The organism is Micromonospora sp. NPDC001898 (assembly GCF_042891255.1).
Classification (GTDB): Bacteria; Actinomycetota; Actinomycetes; order Mycobacteriales; family Micromonosporaceae; genus Micromonospora.
The window spans coordinates 146553-170738 of sequence record NZ_JBIATC010000001.1; the positions used below are offsets into that span (position 1 = coordinate 146553).

Genomic DNA, 24186 nt, shown 5'->3' on the forward strand with positions numbered 1-24186 from the left:
ACGCGTCATGGGGTACGACGATCCGGTGCAGCCCTCGTCGGGCGTGCCCGCGGCGGTGCTGGAGAACGTCTTCGACGACCCGACGCACGGCGAGCCGGGGCGGGATCGAGTCGCCGTGCACGTCACCTGGGAGCTGGTGCTCGCCGCCGGCCTGGCCGTGCTGACCTGGCTGCTGTGGCGGGACGACCCGGCCGCGCTGCGCGACGACGGCCTGCGGGTCCTGCTGGTCGACGTGGTGGCGGTGGGGCTGCTCGTCCTGGCCGCCGGCCTGAGCCTGCGGACGGCGGCGGTGAACCTGGCGGTGGGCCCGGTCGCGGTCGCCGCCGCACTGCACTTCGCCGAGCAGGGCGACCGGGGGGTCGAGGTCGCGGTGGGCCACGCCGCGGCGGTGGCCGCTGTCGGCGGTCTGCTGGTGGGGCTGGCCGTGGTCGTGCTGCACGTGCCGGGCTGGGCGGCGAGCCTGGCCGGCGCGGCCGGCGTGGTGGTCTACATCGAGCGGCGGGCCACGCCGGTCCTCGTGCAGGGTGGGTACGACCCCCGCGACAGCGCGTTCTACCTCTTCGTCGGCTTCGCCGCGGTGGCGGTGCTCGGCGGCTTGTTCGGGGCGATCCGACCGGTGCGCCGGCTGGTCGGGAGGTTCCGGGCGGTGGCCGACCCGGCCCGCCGCCGGGGCGGGGCGGCCGGTGCCGTCGTCGTGGTCTCGTTCGTCCTGTCCACCGTCCTCGCCATGCTGGCCGGCATCCTGATCGCCGGCAACGGCTCCGGGACGGTCGTGCCGACCGAGGGACTGGGCTGGACGGTGCTCGCCGTGGGCACCGCGCTGCTCGCCGGCACCAGCGCGTACGGCCGGCGCGGCGGGATCTTCGGGACCCTGCTCGCGGTGAGCCTGGTCACCGTCCTGCTCGCCTGGTCCAGGGCCCGGGGCTGGCAGGTGAGCCGGTGGACGGTGGGCGGGGCCGCGCTCGGCGTCGGCCTGGTGGTGACCCGGCTCGTCGAGGCGTACGGGCGACCCCGGTCGGCGGGTGCCGACGTGGAGGCCCGTTCGGGCGGCGACGGCGCCATCAGCTCCGGCTGGTCGGTGCCCCGGCCGGCGCCGGTCGAGGACTGGCCGCCCGCCCTGCCGACCCGGTCCGACGACACACCCGCGGACCCCTGGGACGCGTCCCGTTGGGACACCCACCCTCCGCGCTGGGACGGCGGCGACCGCTGACGCCCCGCCCGTACACCGCCGACGGACACCCGGCGCGCACGGCGTCGGCGTACGCCGCGTGGCCGCCCACGCCCGGCCCGCGCCGCGTCCGCCGCGCCCCCGGTGATCTCGGCGGTTAGGCTCGGCGGCATGACCGAGACACCTTCCACCGGTACCGGCGGGAACACGTTCGAGGAGCTGGACGCGCTCTCCACCGAGGAACTGCGGGAGCGGGCGTTCGCGCTGGCCCGGGAACGTCGTGACGTCGGGTTCTACTGGTCGGTGCTGCGCCACCTGCCCAACGCCGACGAGGCCGCCGTGTTGGACGGTGCGCCGAACTCGGTCGGCCCGACCATCGACGAGGCGGCCGCGCTGTGGCGGGAGCTGACCGGGCACGGCTACGAGGAGTCGGCTCCGCTGCTGCGGGCCAAGTTCATCGACTACCTGATGAAGCGTTAGCCGGCCCGACCGTGGTGGCCCGCAGGTTTGCCCGTCGGGGCGTACCGGGAACTGGTCGCGCCATGCCTACCACCAACCGCTCCGCCACGGTCAGCAGGTACGGGACCGCGGCCGGCACCGGCATCCTCGCGGTGCTGGTGCTCGTCGGGGTCTGCGGCAGCCCGTTGTACGTCGGGTGGGCGGAGGACAGCACCGACCCGAACGGGGCCGGCGGTTGGTTCCTGCGGCTGCTCGCCTGGCCGGCCTGGCGCCTCAGTTCCGACGGCCCGGGGCAGGGCGTGCTCGCCACCGACCTGCGGGCCATCCTGCTGGTGATCCTGGCGGGTGCCCTGCTCTACCTGCTCCCGGCCTCGCAGGTGGCCCGGGTGCAGGGGTCGTTCAGCCAGTTCTTCTCCGGCTGGGGGGCGTACGTGCTGGCCGCCGGCCTGGCCGCGCTGGTCAGCACCCTGCTAGGGCCTGACCCGTCGCTGCTCGCCGCGCTCCAGGCCGCCGGCACCGGTGCCACCTACGGCTTCCTCTCCGGTTGGATCATCGGCACCGCCAGTCTGGGCGGCCGGGCCTGACCCGGCGGCCGGGGCCGGGCTGCGGGCGGGGGAGCCAGCCGCCCGGCGGGGTCAGCGTCCCGCCCCCAGCGCGCGTTCCCGGGTGAGCACCCCGGCCGGGCGGCCGTCGGCGGTCACCAGCGCCCGGTCCGCCCCGGCGGTGAGCATCACGGCCAGCGCGTCGTACGCCGACGAGCCCAGCGCCACCTCGGGCAGCCCGGCGGGGTCTGCCGGTGCCGGGTCCAGCGCGTCCCGGGTGACCGGGGTCACGGCGAGCGCCCGGATGCCCCGGTCCTCGCCGACGAACTCCCGGACGAACGGGGAGGCGGGTGCCCCGAGCAGGGCCGCCGGGGTGTCGTACTGCTCCAGCCGGCCGCCCTCGGAGAGCACCGCGATCCGGTCGCCGAGCCGGACCGCCTCGTCCAGGTCGTGGGTGACCAGCACGATGGTCTTACGAACCTCCGCCTGGAGCCGGAGGAACTCCTCCTGCAACCGGGTCCGCACGATCGGGTCGACGGCCGAGAACGGTTCGTCCATCAGCAGCACCACCGGGTCGGCGGCCAGCGCCCTGGCCACCCCGACCCGCTGCCGCTGGCCGCCCGACAGTTCGTGCGGGTAGCGGCGACCGAACTGCCCCGGGTCCAGCCCGACCAGCTCCAGCAGTTCCTCGGACCGGCGGCGCACCCGGTCCCGGGCCCAGCCGAGCAACCGGGGGACGGTGCCGACGTTCGTCAGAACCGTCTGGTGCGGGAAGAGGCCGACGTTCTGGATCACGTAACCGATCCGGCGGCGCAGCTCGACCGGGTCGACCCGGGTCACGTCCTCGTCGCCGAGCAGGATCCGGCCGCCGGTGGGCTCGATCAGCCGGTTGATCATCCTGAGCACGGTCGACTTGCCGCAGCCGGACGGGCCGATCAGCACCACCAGCTCCCCGGCCCTGACCTCCAGGCTCAGCTCGCGGACCGCCTCGGTGCCGTCCGGGTAGCGCTTACGGATGCCCTCCAGGGCGATCGACGCGGCACTCTGGCCGGCGTCACCGGTGGTTCCCGGGGTAACGTCCACGCATGTCCTTCCGCCTGAGCTACCGGGCCGACCCGGGTAACCCGTGGTTCTCCTGGCAGTTCGTGCGGGACAACTCTGACACGATCCTCGCCGCGCTGCGCGACCACGCCTCGCTGACCGCGCGGGCGGTGCTGATCGCCGCGCTGGTGGCCCTGCCGCTCGCACTGGTCGCCCACCGGTTCCGCCCGCTCGCCGGCCCGATTCTCGCATTCACCGGCGTGCTCTACACGATCCCGTCCCTGGCGCTGTTCGCCTTCCTCGCGCCGTATCTGGGGATCGGGGCGGTGACCGTGCTCAGCGTGGTGGTGCTGTACGCGCTGCTGGTCATCGTCCGCAACACCGTCGCCGGGCTGAGCCAGGTCCCGCCCGAGGTCCGCGAGGCCGCCGAGGGCATGGGGTACGGCCGGTGGGGCCGGCTGCTGAGGATCGAGCTGCCGTTGGCCCTGCCCGGCATCCTCACCGGTCTGCGGCTGGCCACCGTGTCGACCGTGGCGCTGGTGACCGTCGGGGTGGTGGTCGGCCGGGGCGGGCTGGGACAGCTCATCTTCGCCGGCTTCCAGAACAACTTCTACAAGGCCCAGATCATGACCGGCACGCTGCTCTGCGTCCTGCTGGCGCTGGTGCTGGACCTGATCCTCGCCGGGATCGGCCGGGCGGCCACCCCCTGGCTGCGCGGAACGCGATGAGCGGCCACTGGACGGGCCCGGCGAGCTGCCATGACACGCCCCCGGCGGGCGACCTGGGGGCGGGGCCCACGAACGACCGCAGGAGGGTGGCCCGGTGAGCAACCCGGTCGGCCAGGCTGTGCTCTGGCTCAACGACCCGCTGAACTGGACCAACCCGGGCGGCGTCCTGGACCGGCTCGGCGAGCACCTGAGCATCTCGGCGGCGGCCGTGCTGCTCGGCTGCCTGGTGGCCTGGCCCGTCGGGCTCTGGCTCGGGCACACCGGGCGGGGCGGCGGGCTGGTCGTGCTCGTCTCCAACGTCACCCTCGCCGTGCCGACCCTGGCCCTGCTGACCATCCTGCCGCTGACCTTCCTCGGCTTCGGCCGACCGTCGGTGGTGGTCGCGCTGGCAGTCTTCGCGGTGCCGCCGTTGCTGGCCAACGCGTACACCGGGGTGCGTCAGGCCGACCCGGAGGCCCGGGACGCGGCGCGCGGAATGGGGCTGTCCGGCGGGCAGGTGCTGCGCCGGGTGGAACTGCCGCTTGCGGTGCCGTACCTGGCGGCCGGCTTCCGGACCGCGACGGTGCAGGTGGTGGCGACGGCCGCGCTGGCGTCGTTCGTCAACGGCGGCGGGCTCGGCCAGATCATCCGGGCCGGCTTCGGCCTGGACATCGCCGCCGGGGGTGGGCAGATCATCGCCGGGGGCCTGCTGGTGGCCGGGCTGGCGGTGCTGGCCGAACTGGTGCTGGCGCTGGTCGAGCGGGTGGTCACCCCGCGCCCGCTGCGCCCGGCCCGGCGTCGGGCGAACCGCCGCGCCGCGGACGCCGTCGCCGGCACCTGAGGGCCGTCCGCCCGCCCTCGTACGCCTCCGGTGTGACGATCCGGTGACAAAGCGCGCCTCGGGTTGGCGGGGTCGGCCGTCAGGATGTTGGGTGAGAGATCGCGGGCGATGACAAGAGGGGTCGCCCGTCGGACACGCGGCCGGCCCGAACGGGCCGCGCCGGGACACGGAAGGCGGGCTTGATGCGCGCACGTACACGCCTGGCAATCGGCGCGATCGGCGTCCTCGCGGTCGGGTTTCTCACCGGCTGCGGCGACGCCGGGTCCTCCGGGACCGAGGCACCCGAGCAGGGCGCGTCGGGGGCCGGATGCGCCCCGGTGGCTGGTGAGCAGTTGGTCGTCCTGACCGACGACAAGAAGCTGCAGAACAGCGACAACATCCTTCCGGCGATCAACGCGAAGGTGGCCAAGCCGCAGCTGGTCGCGGCGCTCGACAAGGTCTCCGCGGCGCTGGACACCCCGAAGCTGATCGGCCTCAACAAGGCCGTCGTCGTCGACCGCAAGACCTCCAAGGTCGCGGCGGAGGAGTTCGCCGCGGCGAACAACCTCACCCAAGGGCTGGAGAAGGGGCCGGGCGGCACGATCGTGGTGGGCGCCGGCAACTTCAGCGAGAGCGAGACCCTCGCCGAGCTGTACCGGATCACCCTCACCGCCGCCGGCTACCAGGTCAAGGTGCAGCAGATCGGCAACCGGGAGCTCTACGAGCCGGCCCTGGAGAAGGGCGAGATCCAGGTCGTCCCGGAGTACGCGGCGACCATGGCCGAGTTCCTGAACACCAAGGCCAACGGCAAGGACGCCCCGGCGGTCTCCTCGCCCGAGCTGGAGAAGACCGTGGCCGCCCTCAAGGCCGGCGGCGAGAAGGCCGGTCTCGCCTTCGGCGCGCCGTCCGCCGCCCAGGACCAGAACGCCTTCGCCGTCACCAAGGCCTTCGCCGACAAGTACGGGGTCACCACCCTCTCCGACCTGGCCGCCAAGTGCTCCGGCAGCGCCACCGTGCTGGCCGGCCCGCCGGAGTGCCCGCAGCGGCCGATGTGCCAGGCCGGCCTGGTCAAGGTCTACGACTTCAAGGCCGGCTCCTTCAGCTCGCTGGACGCGGCCGGTCCGCAGACCAAGAACGCCTTGACGACGGGGAACGCCAGCGTCGGTCTGGTCCTCTCCTCCGACGGGGCCCTCGCGGTCGGCTGACCCACCACCGGTCGTCGGCGGCCCGCCCGTCGGCGACCGGTGCCCGTCAGGGCGTCCGCCCCGTTCCCAGCCGCTGGAACTCTCGGTAGGCTGCACACCCATGCCCGACCCGGTTGCCGTCGCCGACAGGCGTGAATCCCGTCTGCTGCCCGTGCTCTTCTGGACCGGAGTGGCGTTCGCGCCGGTCGCGGCGCTGATCCTGTTGGTCGCCGACGGCAACGGGCCGCTGCGGTTCGCCGCGGTGCTCGCCATCACGGCCGTGGTGCTGATCGGTCTCTCGATCTCCCTGCGCACGGATGACGGCGGCAGCCAGGCCGACATCGGGGCCCTCCATGACGACATCGGGGCCCTCCACGACGACATCGAGGAGCTGCGCCGCGCGCTGCGTGGCGAGATCGTCGCCGCCGCGCAGCGCGGCAACCAGGCACTCGACGCGTCCCAGCGGGCCCAGGACCAGGTTGCGGCGCTGCGTCGCCGGCTCGATGCCGTGGCGACCGCCGCCGCCCCCGAGCCGTCCGCCGAAAGGTCGGCCGGCACCGGCCGCGCCCGGGTTCCGCTCGCCGAGGCGTACGACGACGCGCACCGCCCCCAGGACATCGACGAAGCTCATTCCGGGCGGGTCCGGGTGCCCGGGACGGCCCCCGACGACGAGCCGCCCGTCCGCTGGCCCCGGCCGACCGCTCGTTACGGGCCCGACCGGCCCGCCCAGCCCGGCGGCCCCGGGCCGGCCGAGCCCGACGCCCGATCGTCCGGGCCGGGCGCCCCTGAGCCCGCTCCCCGCCCGGTCGCCCCCGAGCCGGCCGCCCGGTCGGTCGGCATGGTTCGGCACACCGAGACCGTGCACGTCACCACCCGGCACACCGTCGTCGACGGGCCGGAACCGGGGATGGGCCGGTACGACGCCGGTCCCGCCGGCCGGTGGCCGTCCACGCCGCAGGCGCGGCCGTGGGCCAGCGCGGTCGTTCCCGAGCCGGAGGATCACTGGGCCGGGCACGCCGACTCGTCCGCCCGTGCCCGTCCCGAACCGCCAGACGACCGTTCCCGGCCGCCACAGCCGACCGAACGGCACGCGCCCGGCCGCTCCGCCGCCCGTGCGGTACCCGCCTGGCCCGTCCCGGGCGAGGAACCTGCCTGGCCCGTGTCACGGGACGAACCGGGCCGGGCGGCCCCGCGCGGGGAGGCCCCGCGCGACGGGGCCGCGTGGGCCGGCCGGCCCGACGACGCCGGCGGGGTGGGTCAGTACGGCGATGCCGGCGGGGTGGGCCGGTACGACCACGCCGACCGGTCCGGTCACCGCGACGGACGCGGCCCCGCCGACGAGCCGAGCTGGGGAGGCGACGTCGACGAGCCGGGCTGGGCAGGCCACGCCGACGAGTCCGGTCGGGGTGGCAGGGTCGACGAGTCCGGGGGAATGCGGGCGGGTGTGCCCGACGGGCCCCGGCCCGCCGACCGGGGCTCGTGGGACGCGCCGGGTTGGTCCGCCGCTGCCGGGCGTGCCCGCCCGTACCAGCCCGAGCCGGCACCCGCCGGACCCGGCCAGTGGTCGGAGCTGCGGGCCGGGGACCGCTGGGCGGAGGTGCACGACGACGAGCGGGGCCGGGAGGTCCGGGTCGGTGAGCGGCGAGCCACGGCGCACGCCGACGCCGACGGCAGCGGGTACCGGGTCGAGGACCGCTGGGCGTCGGTGCGGCGGAGCGAGCCCAGCCCCGGGCGGGAGGGCGAGCGGCGGTGGGACGAGGATCCGGGCGGGCGACGAGCGGACCCGGACCGGACCGGCCGGCATCAGCACGCCGACGGGGAGTGGTCCGGCCATCCGCCCCGCGACGACACACCCCGCGCCGGTGGCGCCCGCTCGGCGGACCGTCGGTCCTGACCGTCGGCTGACCGGCCGCCGACGGAGCGTGGCGCACGGCACCCGGCTACTTGTCGATGTCGCCCACCACGAAGAACATCGAACCGAGGATGGCGATCAAATCCGGCACCAGGCAGCCGGGCAGCAGCGTGGCCAGCGCCTGCACGTTCGCGTACGACGCGGTGCGCAGCTTCAACCGCCACGGCGTCTTCTCGCCCCTCGACACGAGGTAGTAGCCGTTGATGCCGAGCGGGTTCTCCGTCCACGCGTAGGTGTGCCCCTCCGGGGCCTTCACCACCTTCGGGAGCCGGGTGTTCACCGGCCCGGTGAGCAGGTCCACCCGGTCCAGGCACTGCTCGGCGAGGTCGAGTGAGGCGTACACCTGGTCGAGCAGCACCTCGAACCGGGCGTGGCAGTCCCCGGCGGTCTTGGTGACCACCGGCACGTCGAGCTGGTCGTACGCCAGGTAGGGCTCGTCGCGGCGCAGGTCCAGGTCCAGCCCGGAGGCCCGGGCGACCGGGCCGGACGCGCCGAACGCGGCGGCGTCGGCGGCCGACAGCACCCCCACCCCGACCGTGCGGGCCAGGAAGATCTCGTTGCGTCGGATCAGGTTGTCCAGGTCCGGCATCCGGCGGCGCACCTCGCCGATCGCCGCCCGGGCCCGACCCGTCCAGCCGGCCGGGACCTCCTCCTTCAGCCCGCCGACCCGGTTGAACATGTAGTGGATCCGGCCGCCGGAGACCTCCTCCATCACCGCCTGGATGGTCTCCCGCTCCCGGAACGCGTAGAACATCGGCGTGATCGCGCCGATCTCCAGCGGGTACGAGCCGAGGAACATCAGGTGGTTGAGCACCCGGTTCAGCTCGGCCAGCGCCATCCGCAGCCAGGTGGCCCGCTCGGGCACCTCCATGCCCATCAGCCGTTCGACGGCCAGCACCACGCCCAGCTCGTTGGAGAACGCCGACAGCCAGTCGTGCCGGTTGGCCAACACGATGATCTGGCGGTAGTCGCGCACCTCGAACAGCTTCTCCGCGCCCCGGTGCATGTACCCGACGATCGGCTCGGCGGCGATCACCCGTTCCCCGTCGAGGACCAGCTTCAGCCGCAGCACCCCGTGCGTGGACGGGTGCTGCGGGCCGATGTTGAGCACCATGTCGGTGCCGAGCTGCTCCCCGCCGGCCCCGGTGCCGACGGTCAGCTCGCGCAGGTCACCGGTGTCCGTGGTCATGCCCGTCATCGTGCCACGAGCGGCGGGTGGCGATCACACTCGCTGCCCAAGTCAGAGGCCCTGCCGCGACCACCCGCAGGGCCTCTCTGTCGGGGTGTTGCTGGGGTCCGGGCTGCTCAGCCGGTCTTGCCCTGCCACGGGGGTGAGCGCGGCAGCCGCCTCAGCCGGAGTACGAGGAGGTCGCGACCGCGCTGGAGCGGGAGGCAGCCAAGGCCGAGCCGAACAAGGGCTGGGTGAAGTCTCTGATCGACCGGGCGAAGGGCCTGCTGGAGGGTGCCCCGGCGAACCTGCGCACCCTGGCTCAGGTGACGAAGGTCGTGTTCGACATCTACAACCAGGCGGCCGGCTGACCTTGCGCCGGCTGCCGCTGTTGGGGTGGCTGTAGACCAGTCATCGTGCCATGAGCGGATCGACGGCGACGCCGACCGGCTGGAGCAGCCAGCGGTGCCCGCCGAGCCCGGCCGGGTCGGTCAGCTCGGCGACCGTCGACGCGGCGGCGAGCGCCCGCACGTACCCGGCCGGGTCGGTGGCGGCAAGGCTCAGCGGCGGTCGCCCGCCGTCGGCCCCGAGCGCCCGCAGCGCCTCCCGCTGCGAGACCAGGGTGTACGCGCGCCCCGCGACCCGCTCACCGGCGGCGGCCACCGAGTCCATGGCGACGTGCGCGGTGACGTCGCACGACCCGTCGGGCACCGGCGGCACCTGCCGACCGCCCCGGTACCCGGTCAGCGTCCCGCCCATCGGGCGCGACTCCCGCAGGTGCCCGTAGTCGACGGCCACCGCCACCCCCCGGTCGAGCCGCCGCACGGCGTCGGCCCACGCCTCGTCCCGGCTCCGCCCGATCTCCACCCGCTCCCCCGCCGCGTCGGTCGGGGCAGGGCTGGGCCACCAGCGGGCGAGCCAGTCGACGTCCCCGGCGCCTAGCGGGCCGCCGGTCGCCTCCTCGCCCGTCGCGGGGTTCACCAGGAGGTAGCGCCAGCCGTCCGGACCGGGCGCGGCGACGTCCAGCGGGACGTTGTCGAGCCACTCCGTGGCCAACAGCAGGCCGGTGACTGCGTCCGGGATCTCGTCCGTCCAGCCGATCCGGGCCGGCAGGTCGTCGGGGCGGGGGGCCTTCTCGACGGCGGTGAGGCGCAGCCGGGAGGCCAGCGGCGCGGCGGCGGGCAGGCCGGCGGCGTCCCGGGCGAGCGCCGCGAGGGCGAGCAGCAACTCGCCCCGGCCGGCCCCCACGTCGACCACGTCGAACGGGCACGGATGCCCGAGGGCGGCATCGAGCCGCGAGACGAGGCTGGACAGCGCCGACGCGAACGCGGGCGACGCGTGCGCGCTGGTGCGGAAGTGCTCCGCCGGGCCCGGCCCGGAGACGAAGAAGCCGCCCGGCCCGTAGAGCGCCCGGTCCATCGCAGCTCGCCAACGCACCTGCATCAGTTCATTCCACGTTCAGCGTCCGTCATCGTGCCGACCCTACGGTTGCGAGGCATGAGACGAATGGCAGTCCCCGCCCTGGCGGTCGTACCGCTGCTGTTGGCCGCCCCGGCCACCGCCGCCCCGGCCGCCACTGACGCGCCGCGCCCGGTCCGGGCGGTGGCCGAGACCCCCTCCCTCTTCGACGACCGGGCCGGCGGCGACGCGGACGCGGACGACCCGGCGATCTGGGTGCACCCGAAGAACCCGGCCGGCAGCCTGGTGGTCGCCACCGCCAAGCACGGCGGCCTGCGGGTGTACGACCTGACGGCCCGCGAGCGGCAGGCGATCGCCACCCCGCCGGCCCCCGGCCCCGACGACGAGGCCGGCCGGTTCAACAACGTGGACCTGGTGACCGGGTTCCGGCTGCGCGGTCGGCCGGCCGACCTGGCGGTGGTCACCGACCGGGGGCGCGACCAGCTCCGGTTCTACCGGATCGACCCCGACACCCGGCTGCTCACCGACGTCACCGCGCCCGACGTGCCGTTCACGTTCAGCCAGGACCAGGCCGAGGTCAACGAGCAGCGCACCGCGTACGGGCTGGGCACGTACGTCGACCCGACCGGGGCCGCCTACGCGGTGGTGAGCCGGCGCAGCACGTCCGAGGTGGGGGTGTTCCGGCTGGTCGAGCGGGCCGGCAGGGTCGGCTACCAGCCGGTGGACCGGCTCACCCTGCCGTCGACGTTCACCCTGCCGGACGGCACCGCCTGGTCGCCGTGCAACGACCCCGGGGACGGCCCGCAGGTGGAGGGGACGGTGGTGGACCCGGCCACCGGCGTGGTGTACCTGGCGCAGGAGAAGGTGGGCCTGTGGCGCACCCGGCTGGTCGGTGGCCGGTTCGTCGAGACGCCCCGGTCGGTCGAGCGGGTCCGCGAGTACGGCGTGCCGGCGGTCTTCGACCCCGCGGAGGACGACTGCGTGACCGACCATTCGGCCGACCCCGGGTTCGGCGGCCGGATCGCCCAGGACGTGGAGGGGCTGGCCCTCTACCGCAAGGGTTCGTCCGCCGGCACCCTGGTCGTCTCCAGCCAGGGCGACGACACCTTCTACACGTACGACCGGCGCACCAACCGGCCGACCGGCCGCTTCGCGGTGGTCGACGGGGTGGTGGACGGCTCCCAGGAGTGCGACGGCGCCGCCGTCACCTCCACCCCCCTGCCGGGCTTCCCCGGCGGCCTGCTTGTGGTGCACGACGGCCGGAACACGCCGGACACGCCGGGGGAGGACGGCGAGGCGCGGACGGACACCAACTTCAAGTTCCTCGACGCCGGGTTCCTGCGCTGACCGCCCGCCGGGCCGCCGCGCGCGAGGCGCGGCGGCCCGGCCGCGTCGTCGGTGAACGTTTTCACACCTTCTTGTTGCGGGTCCGTGACCGCGGCGCATACTTGCGATCGACCGGTACCCCCTTTTCGAGGACTGGATCGTTGCCATGAGCGCACCACTGCGCCCGCGTCCGGCCGCCCCCTCCAGGACCGCCGTACCCGCGGGCGGCGCCCCTGCCGGCGCCCCGCTCGTCTTCCCCCGCGTGCTCACCGTCGGCGTCATCGGCGCCGGCCGGGTCGGTGCCGTGCTGGGTGCCGCGCTCGCCGCCGCCGGGCACCGGGTGGTCGCCGCCTCCGGCGTCTCCGGGGCGGCCAAGGCCCGGATCGCCCTGCTGCTCCCCGACGCCCGTAACCGCTCCGCCACCTCCGTGGCCCGGGCCGCCACCGACCTGCTGCTGATCGCGGTCCCCGACGACGCGCTGGCCGGGGTGGTGGCCGGGCTCGCCGAGACGGGCGCGCTGCGCCCTGGCCAGGTGGTCGCGCACACCTCCGGCGCGCACGGGCTGGGCGTGCTCGCCCCGGCCGCCGCCGTCGGGGCCCGTCCGCTGGCCCTGCACCCGGCGATGACCTTCACCGGTACGCCCGACGACCTCGGCCGGCTCGCCGGCATCTCGTACGGGGTGACCGCCCCGGCCGAGCTGCGTCCGCTCGCCGTCCGGCTGACCGCCGACCTCGGCGGGGTGCCGGAGTGGGTGGCCGAGGTCGATCGGCCGCTGTACCACGCGGCGCTGGCGCACGGCGCGAACCATCTGGTCACCCTGGTGAACGAGGCGGCCGACCGGCTGCGCGACGCCGGGGTGGGCCAGCCGGAGAAGGTGCTCGCCCCGCTGCTGCGGGCGGCGCTGGAGAACGCGCTGCGGCTCGGCGACGACGCGCTGACCGGCCCGGTGTCCCGGGGCGACGCCGGCACCGTACGCCGGCACCTGGAGCGGCTGGCCGCGACCGCGCCCGAGTCGGTGGCCCCGTACCTGACCCTGGCCCGGCGGACGGCGGACCGGGCCATCGCGGCGGGCCGGCTGCGACCGGTGGACGCCGAGTCGCTGCTCGACGTGCTCAGTGGGACCCATCGGGAGGTGGCAGCACAGTGACGGAGTTGGTGCGGACCCGTGAGGAGTTGGCGAAGGCGCGCGCCGGGCTGACCGGCACGGTCGGGGTGGTGATGACCATGGGCGCGCTGCACTCCGGGCACGAGACGCTGCTGCGGGCCGCCCGGGAACGGGCCGACCACGTGCTGGTGACGATCTTCGTCAACCCGCTCCAGTTCGGCCCGAGCGAGGACTTCGACCGGTACCCGCGCACCCTGGCGGCGGACCTGGAGGCCTGCCAGCGGGCCGGAGCGGACCTGGTCTTCGCGCCGGACCGGGAGGAGATGTACCCGGACGGTGAGCCCCGGGTCCGGGTGAACCCGGGCCTGTTCGGCGAGGACCTGGAGGGGCTGAGCCGGCCGGGCTTCTTCCACGGGGTGCTCACCGTGGTGCTCAAGCTGTTCCAGCTCACCCGACCCGACCTGGCATTCTTCGGTGAGAAGGACTACCAGCAGCTCACCCTGGTCCGGCGGATGGCCCGGGACTTCGACGTGCCGGTCGAGGTGGTCGGCGTGCCGACCGTCCGGGAGCCGGACGGCCTGGCCCTGTCGAGCCGCAACCGCTACCTCTCGGCGCAGGAGCGGGAGGCGGCGCTGAGCCTGTCGGCCGCGCTGCGGGCCGGCGCGGACGCCGCCGACCGGGGACTGGACGCCGGCGTGGTGCTGGCCGAGGCCCACCGGGCGTTCGGCTCCGGCGCGGCCGGGGCCCGGCTCGACTACCTGGTGCTGACCGACCCGGACCTGGAACCCGGCCCGGTCGCCGGCCCGGCCCGGCTGCTGGTCGCGGCCTGGGTCGGCGCCACCCGGCTCATCGACAACGCGGCGATCCGGCTCGCCCCCCGCTCCTGACCTCTCCGCGCGCGAAAGGCACCACGATGTTCCGCACCATGCTCAAGTCGAAGATCCACCGCGCCACGGTGACCCAGGCCGACCTGCACTACGTGGGCTCGGTGACGGTGGACCAGGACCTGCTCGACGCGGCCGACCTGCTCCCCGGCGAGCAGGTGGCGATCGTGGACGTCACCAACGGGGCCCGGCTGGAGACGTATGTGATCCCCGGCGAGCGGGGGAGTGGCGTGATCGGCATCAACGGCGCCGCCGCGCATCTGGTGCACCCCGGCGACCTGGTCATCCTGATCTCGTACGGGCAGCTGGACGACGCCGAGGCGCGGGCGTACCGGCCCCGGGTGGTGCACGTGGACGCCGACAACCGGGTGGTCGAGCTGGGCGGCGACCCGGCTGCGGTGGCACCGGGCACGGCCGGCGATCCGGTCCCGAGCCCGCTCGCCGTCGTCGGCTGACCGGCCGGGCGGGTCGGCCGTCTGGAACTTCGGCTCGTACGCGGCCTGTCACCGACGGTCGACTGTGGTTACTCTGGGGTCGCCGTCGTGAGCTGGTGGCTGGGGAGGCCCGATGCGCCGTGCGATGACGACCCTGTGCGCGGCTCTGGCCGTGGCGGTCGTGCTGGTCGGCTGTGGTGCCTCCACGGGGCTCGACGGCGACCTCACCGACGACTGGGCGGCCCTCGCCCCGGCCGGGCCGTTCACCCCGGCCGCGGGGGTGTGTCAGGTCGCCGACTTCACCGAGACGGTCACCCTGGCGGCGTACGCGCCGGTGGACTGCGCCGTCGCGCACCGGGTGGAGACCGTGCACGTGGGCGCGTTCCCGGCGGAGCGGGCCGCCCCGCCGGCCGGTGGGTCGACGGAGCTGCGCGGCGCGTTCGCGGACTGCGACGCGAAGGCCACCGGGTACGTGGGCGACGACTGGCGGGCCGGCCGGCTCCGGCTGGCCGTGGCGCAGCCGTCGAAGCCCGGCTGGGCGTCCGGTGCCCGCTGGTACCGCTGCGACCTGACCGAGGTGAGCACCGCCGAGGTGGGGGCCGTGCCGGTCACCCGCACCGGCAGCCTGCGCGACGCGTTGAAGGCGGCGTCGCCGCTGCGGCTGGGCTGCCAGCGCACCAGGTTCGCCGGGACGCGGGGGGCGCAAATGCTGACGCCGGTCGAGTGCGCCGCCCGGCACGACGCCGAGTTCGTCGGGGTGTGGAAGGCGCCGGACCGGCCGTACCCGATCCGGGACGCCGACTGGGCCCCCTTCTACATCGGCTGCCGTTCGGTGCTCGCCCGCTACGTGGGGGTGCCGGACGACGGCGACCTGCGTTTCCGCAGCGGCGTGATGATTCGCCCGCCCGGGGCGGGCCGGTGGCGGGTCGGCGACCGGGGCGTCCGCTGCTACCTGTGGCTCAGCGACCGCTCGGTGACCGTCTCGCTCAAGGGGGCCGGCCCGGCGGGGATCCCGGTCCGGACCAAGTAGCGGCGCCGGGCGGCATGGCCGAAAACCGCTCGTCGTGCCCCCGCCGCCCGGGGCGAGGAACCTTCGGGTTGACTGTGCTCATGGACGTACCGACCGTCGCCCTGCCCGCCCTGCCGTCGCTGCTGGCCGCGCCCGCGCCCGGTTGGGTGGAGACCACCGACGTGGTCGTGGTCGGTTCCGGGGTGGCGGGGCTCACCGCCGCGCTGCACCTGCGCGAGGCCGGCCTGCACGTCACCGTGGTCACCAAGGTCAACATCGACGACGGCTCGACCCGCTGGGCGCAGGGCGGCATCGCCGCCGTGCTCGACCCGGCGGACACCCCGGCGGCGCACGCCTCGGACACCGAACTCGCCGGCGTCGGGCTGTGCGACCCGGCGGCCGTGCGGGTGCTGGTGGCGGAGGGGCCGACCCGGCTGCGGGAGCTGATGCGCCTCGGCGCGGAGTTCGACCGCCACCCGGACGGCTCGCTCATGCTCACCCGCGAGGGCGGGCACCGGGCGGACCGGATCGTGCACGCCGGCGGGGACGCCACCGGCGCGGAGGTGCAGCGGGCGCTGCACGCGGCAGTCCGGCGCGACCCGTGGATCCGGCTGTTCGAGCACGCCCTGGTGCTGGACCTGCTGCGCGCCCCCGGTGACGGTCCGGGCGGGCTCGGGCCGGCCTGCGGGATCACCCTGCACGTGCTCGGTGAGGGCAGCGAGGACGGTGTCGGGGCGATCCTGGCCCGGGCCGTGGTGCTGGCCACCGGCGGGATGGGGCAGATCTTCTCGGCCACCACCAATCCGGCGGTCTCCACCGGCGACGGAGTGGCCCTCGCCCTGCGGGCCGGTGCGGCGGTCACCGACGTGGAGTTCGTCCAGTTCCACCCGACCGCGCTGATCACCCCGCCCGGGGCCGGGGTGCCCGGGGCCGGCCGGGCCCAGCAGCCGCTGGTCTCCGAGGCGCTGCGCGGTGAGGGCGCGTACCTGGTCGACGGCGACGGCAAGCGGTTCATGGTCGGGCAGCACGAGCTGGCCGAGCTGGCCCCCCGGGACGTGGTGGCCAAGGGCATCCACCGGGTGCTGCTGGCCACCGGCGCCGACCACGTGTACCTCGACGCCCGGCACCTCGGCGGGGACTTCCTCGCCGGGCGCTTCCCCACCATCGTCGCGTCCTGCCTGGCCATCGGGGTGGACCCGGCCACCGGCCTGATCCCCGTCGCCCCGGCCGCCCACTACGCGTCGGGCGGCGTCCGCACCGACCTGCGCGGTCGCACCTCCATCCCCGGCCTGTACGCCTGCGGCGAGGTGGCCTGCACCGGCGTACACGGCGCGAACCGGCTGGCCAGCAACTCGCTGCTGGAAGGGCTGGTCTTCTCCCGCCGGATCGCCGAGGACATCGCCGCCGGCCTGCCCGACCAGGCCCAGCCGGCGGCCACCGGCGCGTGGGTCGGCGGGGGCGGCTGGGTGCTGCCCGCCGACGGGACGCCGGCCCTGCAACGGGCGATGACCCGGGGCGCGGGGGTGCTCCGCTCGGCGCGGACGCTCGCGGGCACGGCCGAGAGCCTCGGCGAGCTAAGCGTCGGCCGGGGTGTGCCCCGCACCGTCGACTGGGAGGCGACAAATCTGATCACCGTGGCGTCGGCCCTGGTCACCTCCGCGTACGCCCGTCAGGAGACCCGGGGCTGCCACTGGCGGGAGGACTTCCCGACGGCGGACGAGCGGTGGCTGGGCCACCTGGCCGGCGCGATCGGGTCGCAGGGCCGGTTGACGTCCCGGTGGGAGGGGACATGGTGAGTTCTTGCGAGCCCCGTAGTCGCGAACCGAGGGAGTTTCAGTGAGGAAGACGACGGAGCAGGCGCTGCGGGCCGGCGGGCTCGACCCGGCCGAGGTACGGCGGGTGATCGTCAACGCGTTCACCGAGGACCTCGGCCCGGACTTCCTGGACGTCACCAGTGTCGCCACCATCCCGGCCACCCAGACGGACACCGCCGACCTGGTCGCCCGCGCCGACGGGGTGGTGGCCGGGCTGGCCGTCGCGGCTGCCGTGTTCGAGGTGGTCGGTGAGGTGACCGGGGCCGACGGGGGCGCAGGCGCCGCCGAGGTGTCGCTGGTGGCCCACGACGGCCAGCGGGTGGCCCGCGGCGACGTGCTGGCCACCGTGACCGGGCCCACCCGGCTGCTGCTCACCGCCGAGCGGACGGCGCTCAACCTGCTCTGTCGGCTGTCCGGGGTGGCCACCCACACCCGGGCCTGGGCGGACGCGCTGACCGGCAGCAAGGCGATGGTGCTGGACACCCGCAAGACCACCCCGGGTCTGCGGGCCCTGGAGAAGTACGCGGTGCGCGCCGGCGGTGGCACGAACAAGCGGATGGGCCTGTACGACGTCGCGATGATCAAGGACAACCACAAGTTCGCGGCCGGCGGTGTCGCGGCAGCCTACCGCCGGGTCCGGGCGGCCTTCCCGGACGTGCCGGTGCAGGTGGAGGTGGACACCCTCGCCGAGGCGCTGGAGGCGGTCGAGGCCGGCGCGGACTTCCTGCTGCTGGACAACATGACCCCGGCCACGCTGACCGAGGTGGTGGCCGCGGTGGGCGACCGGGCCGAGCTGGAGGCCACCGGCGGGCTGACCCTCGACGTGGCCGCGCGGTACGCGGCGACGGGGGTGGACTACCTGTCGGTGGGCGCGCTGACCCACTCCTCGCCGATTCTGGACGTCGCGCTGGACCTGCGGACGCAGTGAGCCGGGCCAGGGCGCTGCCATCGGCGGGCCGCCTGCCCGCGGACGGCTGGACGGTGCCGTCCGGCGAGCCCGGCGTCTAGGCTGCGTGCGTGCTGCTCTGCATCGACATCGGAAACACCAACACCGTGCTGGCGACCTTCGACGGCGACAAGCTGGTGCACTCCTGGCGGGTCAAGACCGACGCCCGCTCGACGGCGGACGAGCTCGGGCTGATGTTCCGGGGGCTGTTGGCCGGTGACGCCGTGGAGATCACCGGGGTGGCAGCCTGCTCGACGGTGCCGGCCGCGCTGCGCTCGCTGCGCAACATGCTGGCCCGGTACTACGCCGACCTGCCGAGCGTGATCGTCGAGCCGGGGGTACGCACCGGCGTGCAACTGGCGATCGACAACCCCAAGGAGGTCGGCTCGGACCGGGTGGTGAACACGCTCGCCGCGTACACCCTCTTCGGCGGGCCGTCGATCGTGGTGGACTTCGGCACCACCACCAACTTCGACGTGATCAGCGGGCGGGGGGAGTTCCTCGGCGGCGCGTTCGCCCCGGGCATCGAGATCTCCTTCGACGCGCTCGCGGCCCGCGCCGCCCAACTGCGCAAGGTGGAGGCGACCAGGCCCCGGTCGGTGATCGGCAAGAACACCGTCGAGTGCCTCCAGTCCGGCCTGTACTTCGGCTTCGCCGGCCAGGTCGACCGGATCGTCGAGCGGATGGTCGAGGAACTGGGCGAGGTGAAGGCGGTGATCGCCACCGGCGGGCTGGCGTCGGTGGTGATCGGCGAGTGCCGGACCATCACCCACCACGAGCCGATGATCACCCTGATCGGGCTGCGAATGGTCTACGAGCGCAACATCTGACCCGCCGCGCGCCTCCCAACGTGAGCGGGGAACCCGCGCCACCCCCGTTCCCGCCACCCCGCGGCGGCACCGAACGGCAGGGCGGCAGCGGGGCCGGTCAGGGCGGGCAGGTTATCCCGTAACGACCGCCGGGGCGCTTGAGTACGCTCGGGGCCTGACCCCCCGAAATCTCCCTACTGAGGAAGCGTGCCGTGACCGAGCAGAATGCCGTGCCAGTCGACCCCGCCGACGACCTTCCCGAGCAGATGAAGGTTCGCCGGGAGAAGCGGGACCGGATGCTCGCCGAGGGCGTCGAGCCGTACCCCGTCGGATACCCCCGGACCAGCACGCTGGCGGAGATCCGCGAGAGGTACGCCGATCTGCCCACCGACACCGCCACCGGCGACCGGGCCTCGGTCACCGGACGGGTGATTTTCGTCCGGAACACCGGCAAGCTGTGCTTCGCCACCCTGCGCGACGGCGACGGCACCGAGCTCCAGGCGATGCTCTCCCTGGACCGGGTCGGCGCGGAGCGGCTGGAGGACTGGAAGCGCCTGGTCGATCTGGGCGACCACGTCGGGGTGACCGGCGAGGTGATCACCAGCCGTCGGGGTGAGCTGTCGGTGCTGGTCGAGCAGTGGGCGGTCACCGCCAAGGCGCTGCGCCCGCTGCCGGTGGCGCACAAGCCGCTCAGCGAGGAGGCCCGGATCCGTCAGCGGTACGTCGACCTGGTCGTCCGCCCCCAGGCGCGGCAGATGGTGCGGACCCGGGCCGCCGCGGTGCGCAGCCTGCGTGACTCGCTGCACCGGCAGGACTTCATCGAGGTGGAAACCCCGATGCTCCAGTTGCTGCACGGCGGTGCCGCCGCCCGGCCATTCGTGACCCACAGCAATGCGTTGAACACTGATCTGTATCTCCGAATCGCGCCGGAACTGTTTCTCAAGCGGGCCGTCGTCGGCGGCGTCGACCGGGTCTTCGAGATCAACCGCAACTTCCGTAATGAGGGTGTCGACTCTTCGCACTCGCCGGAGTTCGCGATGCTCGAGGCGTACCAGGCGTACGGCGACTACGACACCATGGCCACGCTCACCCGCAATCTGGTGCAGCAGGCGGCGATCGCGGTCGCCGGGTCGACCGTGGTGACGCACGCGGATGGCCAGGAGTTCGATCTGGGCGGCGAGTGGCGTTCGGTGACGCTCTTCGGGGCGCTTTCCGAGGCGCTCGGCGAAGAGGTCACGGTCCGCACCGAGCGGGCCCTCCTGGTCGAGTACGCCGACAAGGTCGGCCTGGCCGTCGACCCGAAGTGGGGGCCGGGGAAGCTGGCCGAGGAGCTCTTCGAGGAGCTGGTCGTGCCGGGGCTGCGAGCGCCTACCTTCGTTCGGGACTACCCGGAGGAGACCAGCCCGTTGACCCGGGCGCACCGCGACGAGCCGGGCCTGGCCGAGAAGTGGGACCTGTACGTCCTCGGGTTCGAGCTGGGCACGGCGTACTCGGAGCTGGTCGACCCGGTGGTGCAGCGGGAACGGCTGGTGGCCCAGGCGCAACTCGGCGCCCGGGGCGACGACGAGGCGATGCGGCTGGACGAGGACTTTCTCCGGGCCATGGAGTACGGAATGCCGCCGGCCGGGGGTATGGGAATGGGAATCGACCGGCTGCTGATGGCGCTCACCGGCCTGGGAATTCGGGAAACCATCCTCTTCCCGTTGGCCCGGCCCGAGTAGGGGTTCCGGGCCTCGGACGGTGTCAGATACCGCATCCTATTGACGTGACAAGCGTCGGGCGGGTTATTGTGCTGTCAGTTTGCAGGAACACCCTGCTCGAAAGGAATGTGGGACGTGGCCAAGCAGATCATTCACAAGCTGGTCGATGACCTGGACGGCGGGGACGCTGACGAGACAGTCAAGTTCGCGCTCGACGGTGTTCAGTACGAGATCGACCTCTCCAAGGCGAACGCCGAGAAATTGCGTGACGTTTTCGCGCCGTACGTCGGCTCGGGCACCAAGGTGGGCCGGGGCGGCGTGGTGGTCGGTGGCCGGGCCGCCCGGGGCCGGGGCGGCGCCACCGCCGATCGCGAGCAGAACAAGGCGATCCGGCAGTGGGCCAAGGGTAAGGGCAAGGACATCTCCGACCGGGGGCGCATCCCCCAGGAGATCGTCGACGAGTTCCACGCCACGCGCTGAGCGAGGACGCCGCGGGGTCGCGGCCCGGTTGCCGAAGGGCATGCCGGGGGATCTCGGGGGGCGGACCCGACACGGGGGGACGCGGGCGACACCGACGCCGGACCGGAGCATGTCTCCGGCCCGGCGTCGCCGTTCCCGGGCCTGGCGTCCTCGGCGTCGCGGTGGCTTGCCGGGTGGGAAGAGCCGGAGCCGGGCCGAGCGTTGTCCACAGCCGGTGGAGAACTTGTCCACAGCCTGTGGACAAAGCGTCCGTCGGGGCGTCCGGAGCCGCCGCAGGGCCCCGGAGGGGCCTGTGGGGGCTCCGGAAGCCGGCCCGGCCGGCGGTCCGAATTTCGCTCTGCGCGTACAGCCGGGGGTACCGGAACAGCGCCTGAGCGCGGACGGTTGTCAGAAAGGACGCTTACCGGGCTCCCGCCGAGGACACACGACCTCAGCGGAGTCGGTCCGCGGCGATAGAGTAAGGAGGCACGGACGCCCATCCCGGACGTCCGCGCACCGGCCCCGCCGAGATCTGACATCAAGGCGCACGGCACGTGAGGAGCACGAGGGCATGTTCGAGCGGTTCACCGACCGAGCGCGACGGGTTGTCGTCCTGGCCCAAGAAGAGGCCCGGATGCTCAACCACAACTACATCGGGACGGAACACATCCTGCTGGGCCTGATCCACGAGGGTGAGGGTGTCGCGGCAAAGGCCCTGGAGAGCCTCGGCATCTCCCTGGAGGGCGTCCGTCAGCAGGTCGAGGAGATCATCGGCCAGGGCCAGCAGGCGCCGAGCGGGCACATCCCGTTCACGCCTCGGGCGAAGAAGGTGCTGGAGCTGTCGCTGCGCGAGGCGCTGCAGCTCGGCCACAACTACATCGGCACCGAGCACATCCTGCTCGGCCTGATCCGCGAGGGCGAGGGTGTCGCCGCCCAGGTTCTCGTGAAGCTCGGCGCTGACCTGAACCGGGTCCGCCAGCAGGTCATCCAGCTGCTCTCCGGCTACCAGGGCAAGGAGCCGGCCGCCGCCGGGGCCGCCCCGGGCGAGGCCGCGCCGTCGACCAGCCTGGTGCTGGACCAGTTCGGCCGGAACCTGACCCAGGCCGCCCGCGAGGGCAAGCTCGACCCGGTCATCGGGCGCGAGAAGGAGATCGAGCGGGTCATGCAGGTGCTGTCCCGCCGCACCAAGAACAACCCGGTCCTGATCGGTGAGCCCGGCGTCGGCAAGACCGCCGTGGTGGAGGGCCTGTCCCAGAAGATCATCAAGGGCGAGGTGCCCGAGACGCTGAAGGACAAGCAGCTCTACACCCTCGACCTCGGCGCGCTGGTCGCCGGATCCCGCTACCGCGGTGACTTCGAGGAGCGGCTGAAGAAGGTCCTCAAGGAGATCCGCACCCGCGGCGACATCATCCTGTTCATCGACGAGATCCACACCCTCGTCGGAGCGGGCGCGGCCGAGGGCGCGATCGACGCGGCGAGCATCCTGAAGCCGATGCTGGCCCGGGGTGAGCTGCAGACCATCGGCGCGACCACCCTGGACGAGTACCGCAAGCACCTGGAGAAGGACGCCGCCCTGGAGCGGCGGTTCCAGCCCATCCAGGTGGGTGAGCCGTCGCTGGCCCACACCATCGAGATCCTCAAGGGCCTGCGCGACCGCTACGAGGCGCACCACCGCGTGTCGATCACCGACGCCGCCCTGGTGGCCGCCGCGACGCTGGCCGACCGCTACATCTCCGACCGCTTCCTGCCGGACAAGGCGATCGACCTGATCGACGAGGCCGGTGCTCGGATGCGGATCCGCCGGATGACCGCGCCGCCAGACCTGCGGGACTTCGACGAGCGGATCGCCCAGGTCCGCCGCGACAAGGAGTCCGCGATCGACGCGCAGGACTTCGAGCGGGCGGCCCAGCTCCGCGACAAGGAGAAGCAGCTCCTCGGCCAGAAGGCGCAGCGGGAGAAGGAGTGGAAGGCCGGCGACCTGGACGTCGTCAGCGAGGTCGACGACGAGCAGATCGCCGAGGTCCTCGGCAACTGGACCGGCATCCCGGTCTACAAGCTGACCGAGGAGGAGACCTCCCGCCTGCTGCGCATGGAGGACGAGCTGCACAAGCGCGTCATCGGCCAGGAGGACGCGGTCAAGGCGGTCTCGAGGGCGATCCGGCGGACCCGGGCCGGCCTGAAGGACCCGAAGCGGCCGTCCGGCTCGTTCATCTTCGCCGGCCCGTCCGGCGTCGGTAAGACCGAGCTGTCCAAGGCGCTCGCCGAGTTCCTGTTCGGCAGCGAGGACGCCCTGATCCAGCTGGACATGTCCGAGTTCCACGACCGGTACACGGTGTCCCGGCTCGTCGGTGCCCCTCCCGGCTACGTCGGCTACGACGAGGGCGGGCAGCTGACCGAGAAGGTGCGCCGCCGGCCGTTCTCGGTGGTGCTGTTCGACGAGATCGAGAAGGCCCACCCGGACGTCTTCAACACCCTGCTCCAGATCCTGGAGGACGGGCGTCTGACGGACGGTCAGGGCCGGATCGTGGACTTCAAGAACACGGTCATCATCCTGACCACCAACCTGGGCACCCGTGACGTGGCCAAGGCGGTGTCGCTGGGCTTCCAGGCGTCGGACGACTCCGAGTCCAACTACGACCGGATGAAGCAGAAGGTCAACGACGAGCTCAAGCAGCACTTCCGGCCCGAGTTCCTGAACCGGATCGACGACACCATCGTCTTCCACCAGTTGCGTCAGCAGGAGATCCTGTCGATCGTGGACATCATGATCGCCCGGATCGAGAGCCAGATGCGCAACAAGGACATGGGCCTGGAGCTGACCGACAACGCCAAGAAGTACCTGGCGCTCAAGGGCTTCGACCCGGTGCTCGGGGCGCGTCCGCTGCGTCGGACGATCCAGCGGGACATCGAGGACAACCTGTCCGAGCGGATCCTGTTCAACGAGCTGACCCCCGGTCAGATCGTGGTCGTGGACTGCGAGGGCGACCCGAGCAACATCGACAAGTCCCACCTCGTCTTCCGGGGGACCGACCGGCCGGACGCCGTGCCGGACGCCGTCCCGGCGGACCTCGGCGGTACCGCCGCCGCGGGCGCGGACGAGTAGGCGACAGCGCTGAGGTAGACGACAGCGCAGAAGGGGGGGGGGGGGGGGGGGGGGGGGGGCGGCCCGGGCGCCGGCCCCGGCGGGGGGGGGGGCGCCCCCCCCCCCCGGGGGGGGGGGGGGGGGGGGGGGGGGGGGGGGGGGGGCCCCCCGGGGCGGCGGTCGTACGCTGGGACGGTG

The 24186-nt window shown here is 73.8% G+C and carries 21 protein-coding genes; 18 read left to right on the plus strand and 3 right to left on the minus strand.

Going from position 1 to position 24186, the window contains the following annotated elements; all coding sequences use genetic code 11:
• Positions 1-7: 7 nt before the first annotated feature.
• From ACFYZF_RS00715 to ACFYZF_RS00725, 3 genes are all read left to right on the plus strand, one after another.
• Positions 8-1210 (plus strand): ABC transporter permease, encoded by a 1203-nt coding sequence (locus ACFYZF_RS00715; protein WP_387014259.1) that lies wholly within the window; start codon positions 8-10, stop codon positions 1208-1210.
• A 129-nt stretch (positions 1211-1339) separates the two neighbouring features.
• Positions 1340-1648, plus strand: coding sequence for a hypothetical protein (locus ACFYZF_RS00720; protein ID WP_387014262.1), 309 nt, complete (start codon positions 1340-1342; stop codon positions 1646-1648).
• A 62-nt stretch (positions 1649-1710) separates the two neighbouring features.
• Positions 1711-2211, plus strand: a complete 501-nt coding sequence (locus tag ACFYZF_RS00725; RefSeq protein WP_387014265.1) for a hypothetical protein — start codon at positions 1711-1713, stop codon at positions 2209-2211.
• Between the two features lie 51 nt (positions 2212-2262).
• Here ACFYZF_RS00725 and ACFYZF_RS00730 read toward each other — a convergent pair whose 3' ends face one another.
• On the minus strand, positions 2263-3252 hold the full coding sequence (locus tag ACFYZF_RS00730; protein ID WP_387014268.1) for an ABC transporter ATP-binding protein: 990 nt from the start codon (positions 3250-3252) through the stop codon (positions 2263-2265).
• Positions 3253-3254: 2 nt separating this feature from the next.
• On the opposite strand from ACFYZF_RS00730, the gene ACFYZF_RS00735 reads away from it, so the two are divergent.
• From ACFYZF_RS00735 to ACFYZF_RS00750, 4 genes are all read left to right on the plus strand, one after another.
• Positions 3255-3938: an ABC transporter permease gene (locus tag ACFYZF_RS00735; RefSeq protein ID WP_387014271.1), complete on the plus strand. Its 684-nt coding sequence runs from the start codon at positions 3255-3257 to the stop codon at positions 3936-3938.
• Positions 3939-4032: 94 nt separating this feature from the next.
• The gene (locus tag ACFYZF_RS00740; protein WP_350881398.1) at positions 4033-4758 is read left to right on the plus strand and encodes an ABC transporter permease; all 726 of its coding nucleotides are present in this window, start codon (positions 4033-4035) and stop codon (positions 4756-4758) included.
• A 182-nt stretch (positions 4759-4940) separates the two neighbouring features.
• On the plus strand, positions 4941-5942 hold the full coding sequence (locus ACFYZF_RS00745) for a glycine betaine ABC transporter substrate-binding protein (RefSeq protein WP_387014275.1): 1002 nt from the start codon (positions 4941-4943) through the stop codon (positions 5940-5942).
• A 100-nt stretch (positions 5943-6042) separates the two neighbouring features.
• The gene (locus tag ACFYZF_RS00750) at positions 6043-7815 is read left to right on the plus strand and encodes a hypothetical protein (RefSeq protein WP_387014278.1); all 1773 of its coding nucleotides are present in this window, start codon (positions 6043-6045) and stop codon (positions 7813-7815) included.
• Positions 7816-7861: 46 nt separating this feature from the next.
• Here the strand turns inward: ACFYZF_RS00750 and ACFYZF_RS00755 are convergent, their stop codons facing one another.
• A complete protein-coding gene (locus tag ACFYZF_RS00755) occupies positions 7862-9031 on the minus strand; it encodes an NADH-quinone oxidoreductase subunit D (protein ID WP_387014280.1) in 1170 nt (389 codons plus the stop codon).
• 381 nt (positions 9032-9412) lie between these two features.
• The gene (locus ACFYZF_RS00760) at positions 9413-10444 is read right to left on the minus strand and encodes an SAM-dependent methyltransferase (protein WP_387014283.1); all 1032 of its coding nucleotides are present in this window, start codon (positions 10442-10444) and stop codon (positions 9413-9415) included.
• A gap of 54 nt (positions 10445-10498) precedes the next feature.
• On the opposite strand from ACFYZF_RS00760, the gene ACFYZF_RS00765 reads away from it, so the two are divergent.
• The 11 genes from ACFYZF_RS00765 (at position 10499) to ACFYZF_RS00815 (ending at position 24009) form a co-directional block, all read left to right on the plus strand.
• A complete protein-coding gene (locus ACFYZF_RS00765; protein ID WP_387014286.1) occupies positions 10499-11767 on the plus strand; it encodes a phytase in 1269 nt (422 codons plus the stop codon).
• Positions 11768-11912: 145 nt separating this feature from the next.
• Positions 11913-12893 carry a Rossmann-like and DUF2520 domain-containing protein gene (locus ACFYZF_RS00770; protein WP_387014288.1) on the plus strand — a complete coding sequence of 327 codons (981 nt, stop codon included), beginning with the start codon at positions 11913-11915 and terminating at the stop codon, positions 12891-12893.
• Positions 12890-13738 (plus strand): pantoate--beta-alanine ligase, encoded by an 849-nt coding sequence (gene panC / locus ACFYZF_RS00775; protein ID WP_387014290.1) that lies wholly within the window; start codon positions 12890-12892, stop codon positions 13736-13738. The genes ACFYZF_RS00770 and panC overlap by 4 nt, the downstream gene beginning before the upstream one ends.
• Positions 13739-13764: 26 nt before the next feature.
• Positions 13765-14190 (plus strand): aspartate 1-decarboxylase, encoded by a 426-nt coding sequence (gene panD / locus ACFYZF_RS00780; RefSeq protein WP_350881414.1) that lies wholly within the window; start codon positions 13765-13767, stop codon positions 14188-14190.
• A gap of 112 nt (positions 14191-14302) precedes the next feature.
• Positions 14303-15199: a septum formation family protein gene (locus ACFYZF_RS00785; RefSeq protein WP_387014294.1), complete on the plus strand. Its 897-nt coding sequence runs from the start codon at positions 14303-14305 to the stop codon at positions 15197-15199.
• Positions 15200-15279: 80 nt separating this feature from the next.
• Positions 15280-16974 (plus strand): L-aspartate oxidase, encoded by a 1695-nt coding sequence (locus tag ACFYZF_RS00790; protein WP_387014297.1) that lies wholly within the window; start codon positions 15280-15282, stop codon positions 16972-16974.
• Positions 16975-17014: 40 nt separating this feature from the next.
• On the plus strand, positions 17015-17920 hold the full coding sequence (gene nadC / locus ACFYZF_RS00795; RefSeq protein WP_387014300.1) for a carboxylating nicotinate-nucleotide diphosphorylase: 906 nt from the start codon (positions 17015-17017) through the stop codon (positions 17918-17920).
• 89 nt (positions 17921-18009) lie between these two features.
• Positions 18010-18768 carry a type III pantothenate kinase gene (locus ACFYZF_RS00800; RefSeq protein WP_387014303.1) on the plus strand — a complete coding sequence of 253 codons (759 nt, stop codon included), beginning with the start codon at positions 18010-18012 and terminating at the stop codon, positions 18766-18768.
• 191 nt (positions 18769-18959) lie between these two features.
• Complete coding sequence (lysS, locus tag ACFYZF_RS00805; protein WP_387014306.1) at positions 18960-20468, plus strand: lysine--tRNA ligase; 1509 nt, start codon at positions 18960-18962, stop codon at positions 20466-20468.
• A 114-nt stretch (positions 20469-20582) separates the two neighbouring features.
• The gene (locus ACFYZF_RS00810; protein ID WP_387014308.1) at positions 20583-20927 is read left to right on the plus strand and encodes an Lsr2 family protein; all 345 of its coding nucleotides are present in this window, start codon (positions 20583-20585) and stop codon (positions 20925-20927) included.
• A gap of 550 nt (positions 20928-21477) precedes the next feature.
• Positions 21478-24009 (plus strand): ATP-dependent Clp protease ATP-binding subunit, encoded by a 2532-nt coding sequence (locus ACFYZF_RS00815; RefSeq protein WP_387014311.1) that lies wholly within the window; start codon positions 21478-21480, stop codon positions 24007-24009.
• The last annotated feature ends 177 nt before the right edge of the window (positions 24010-24186 follow it).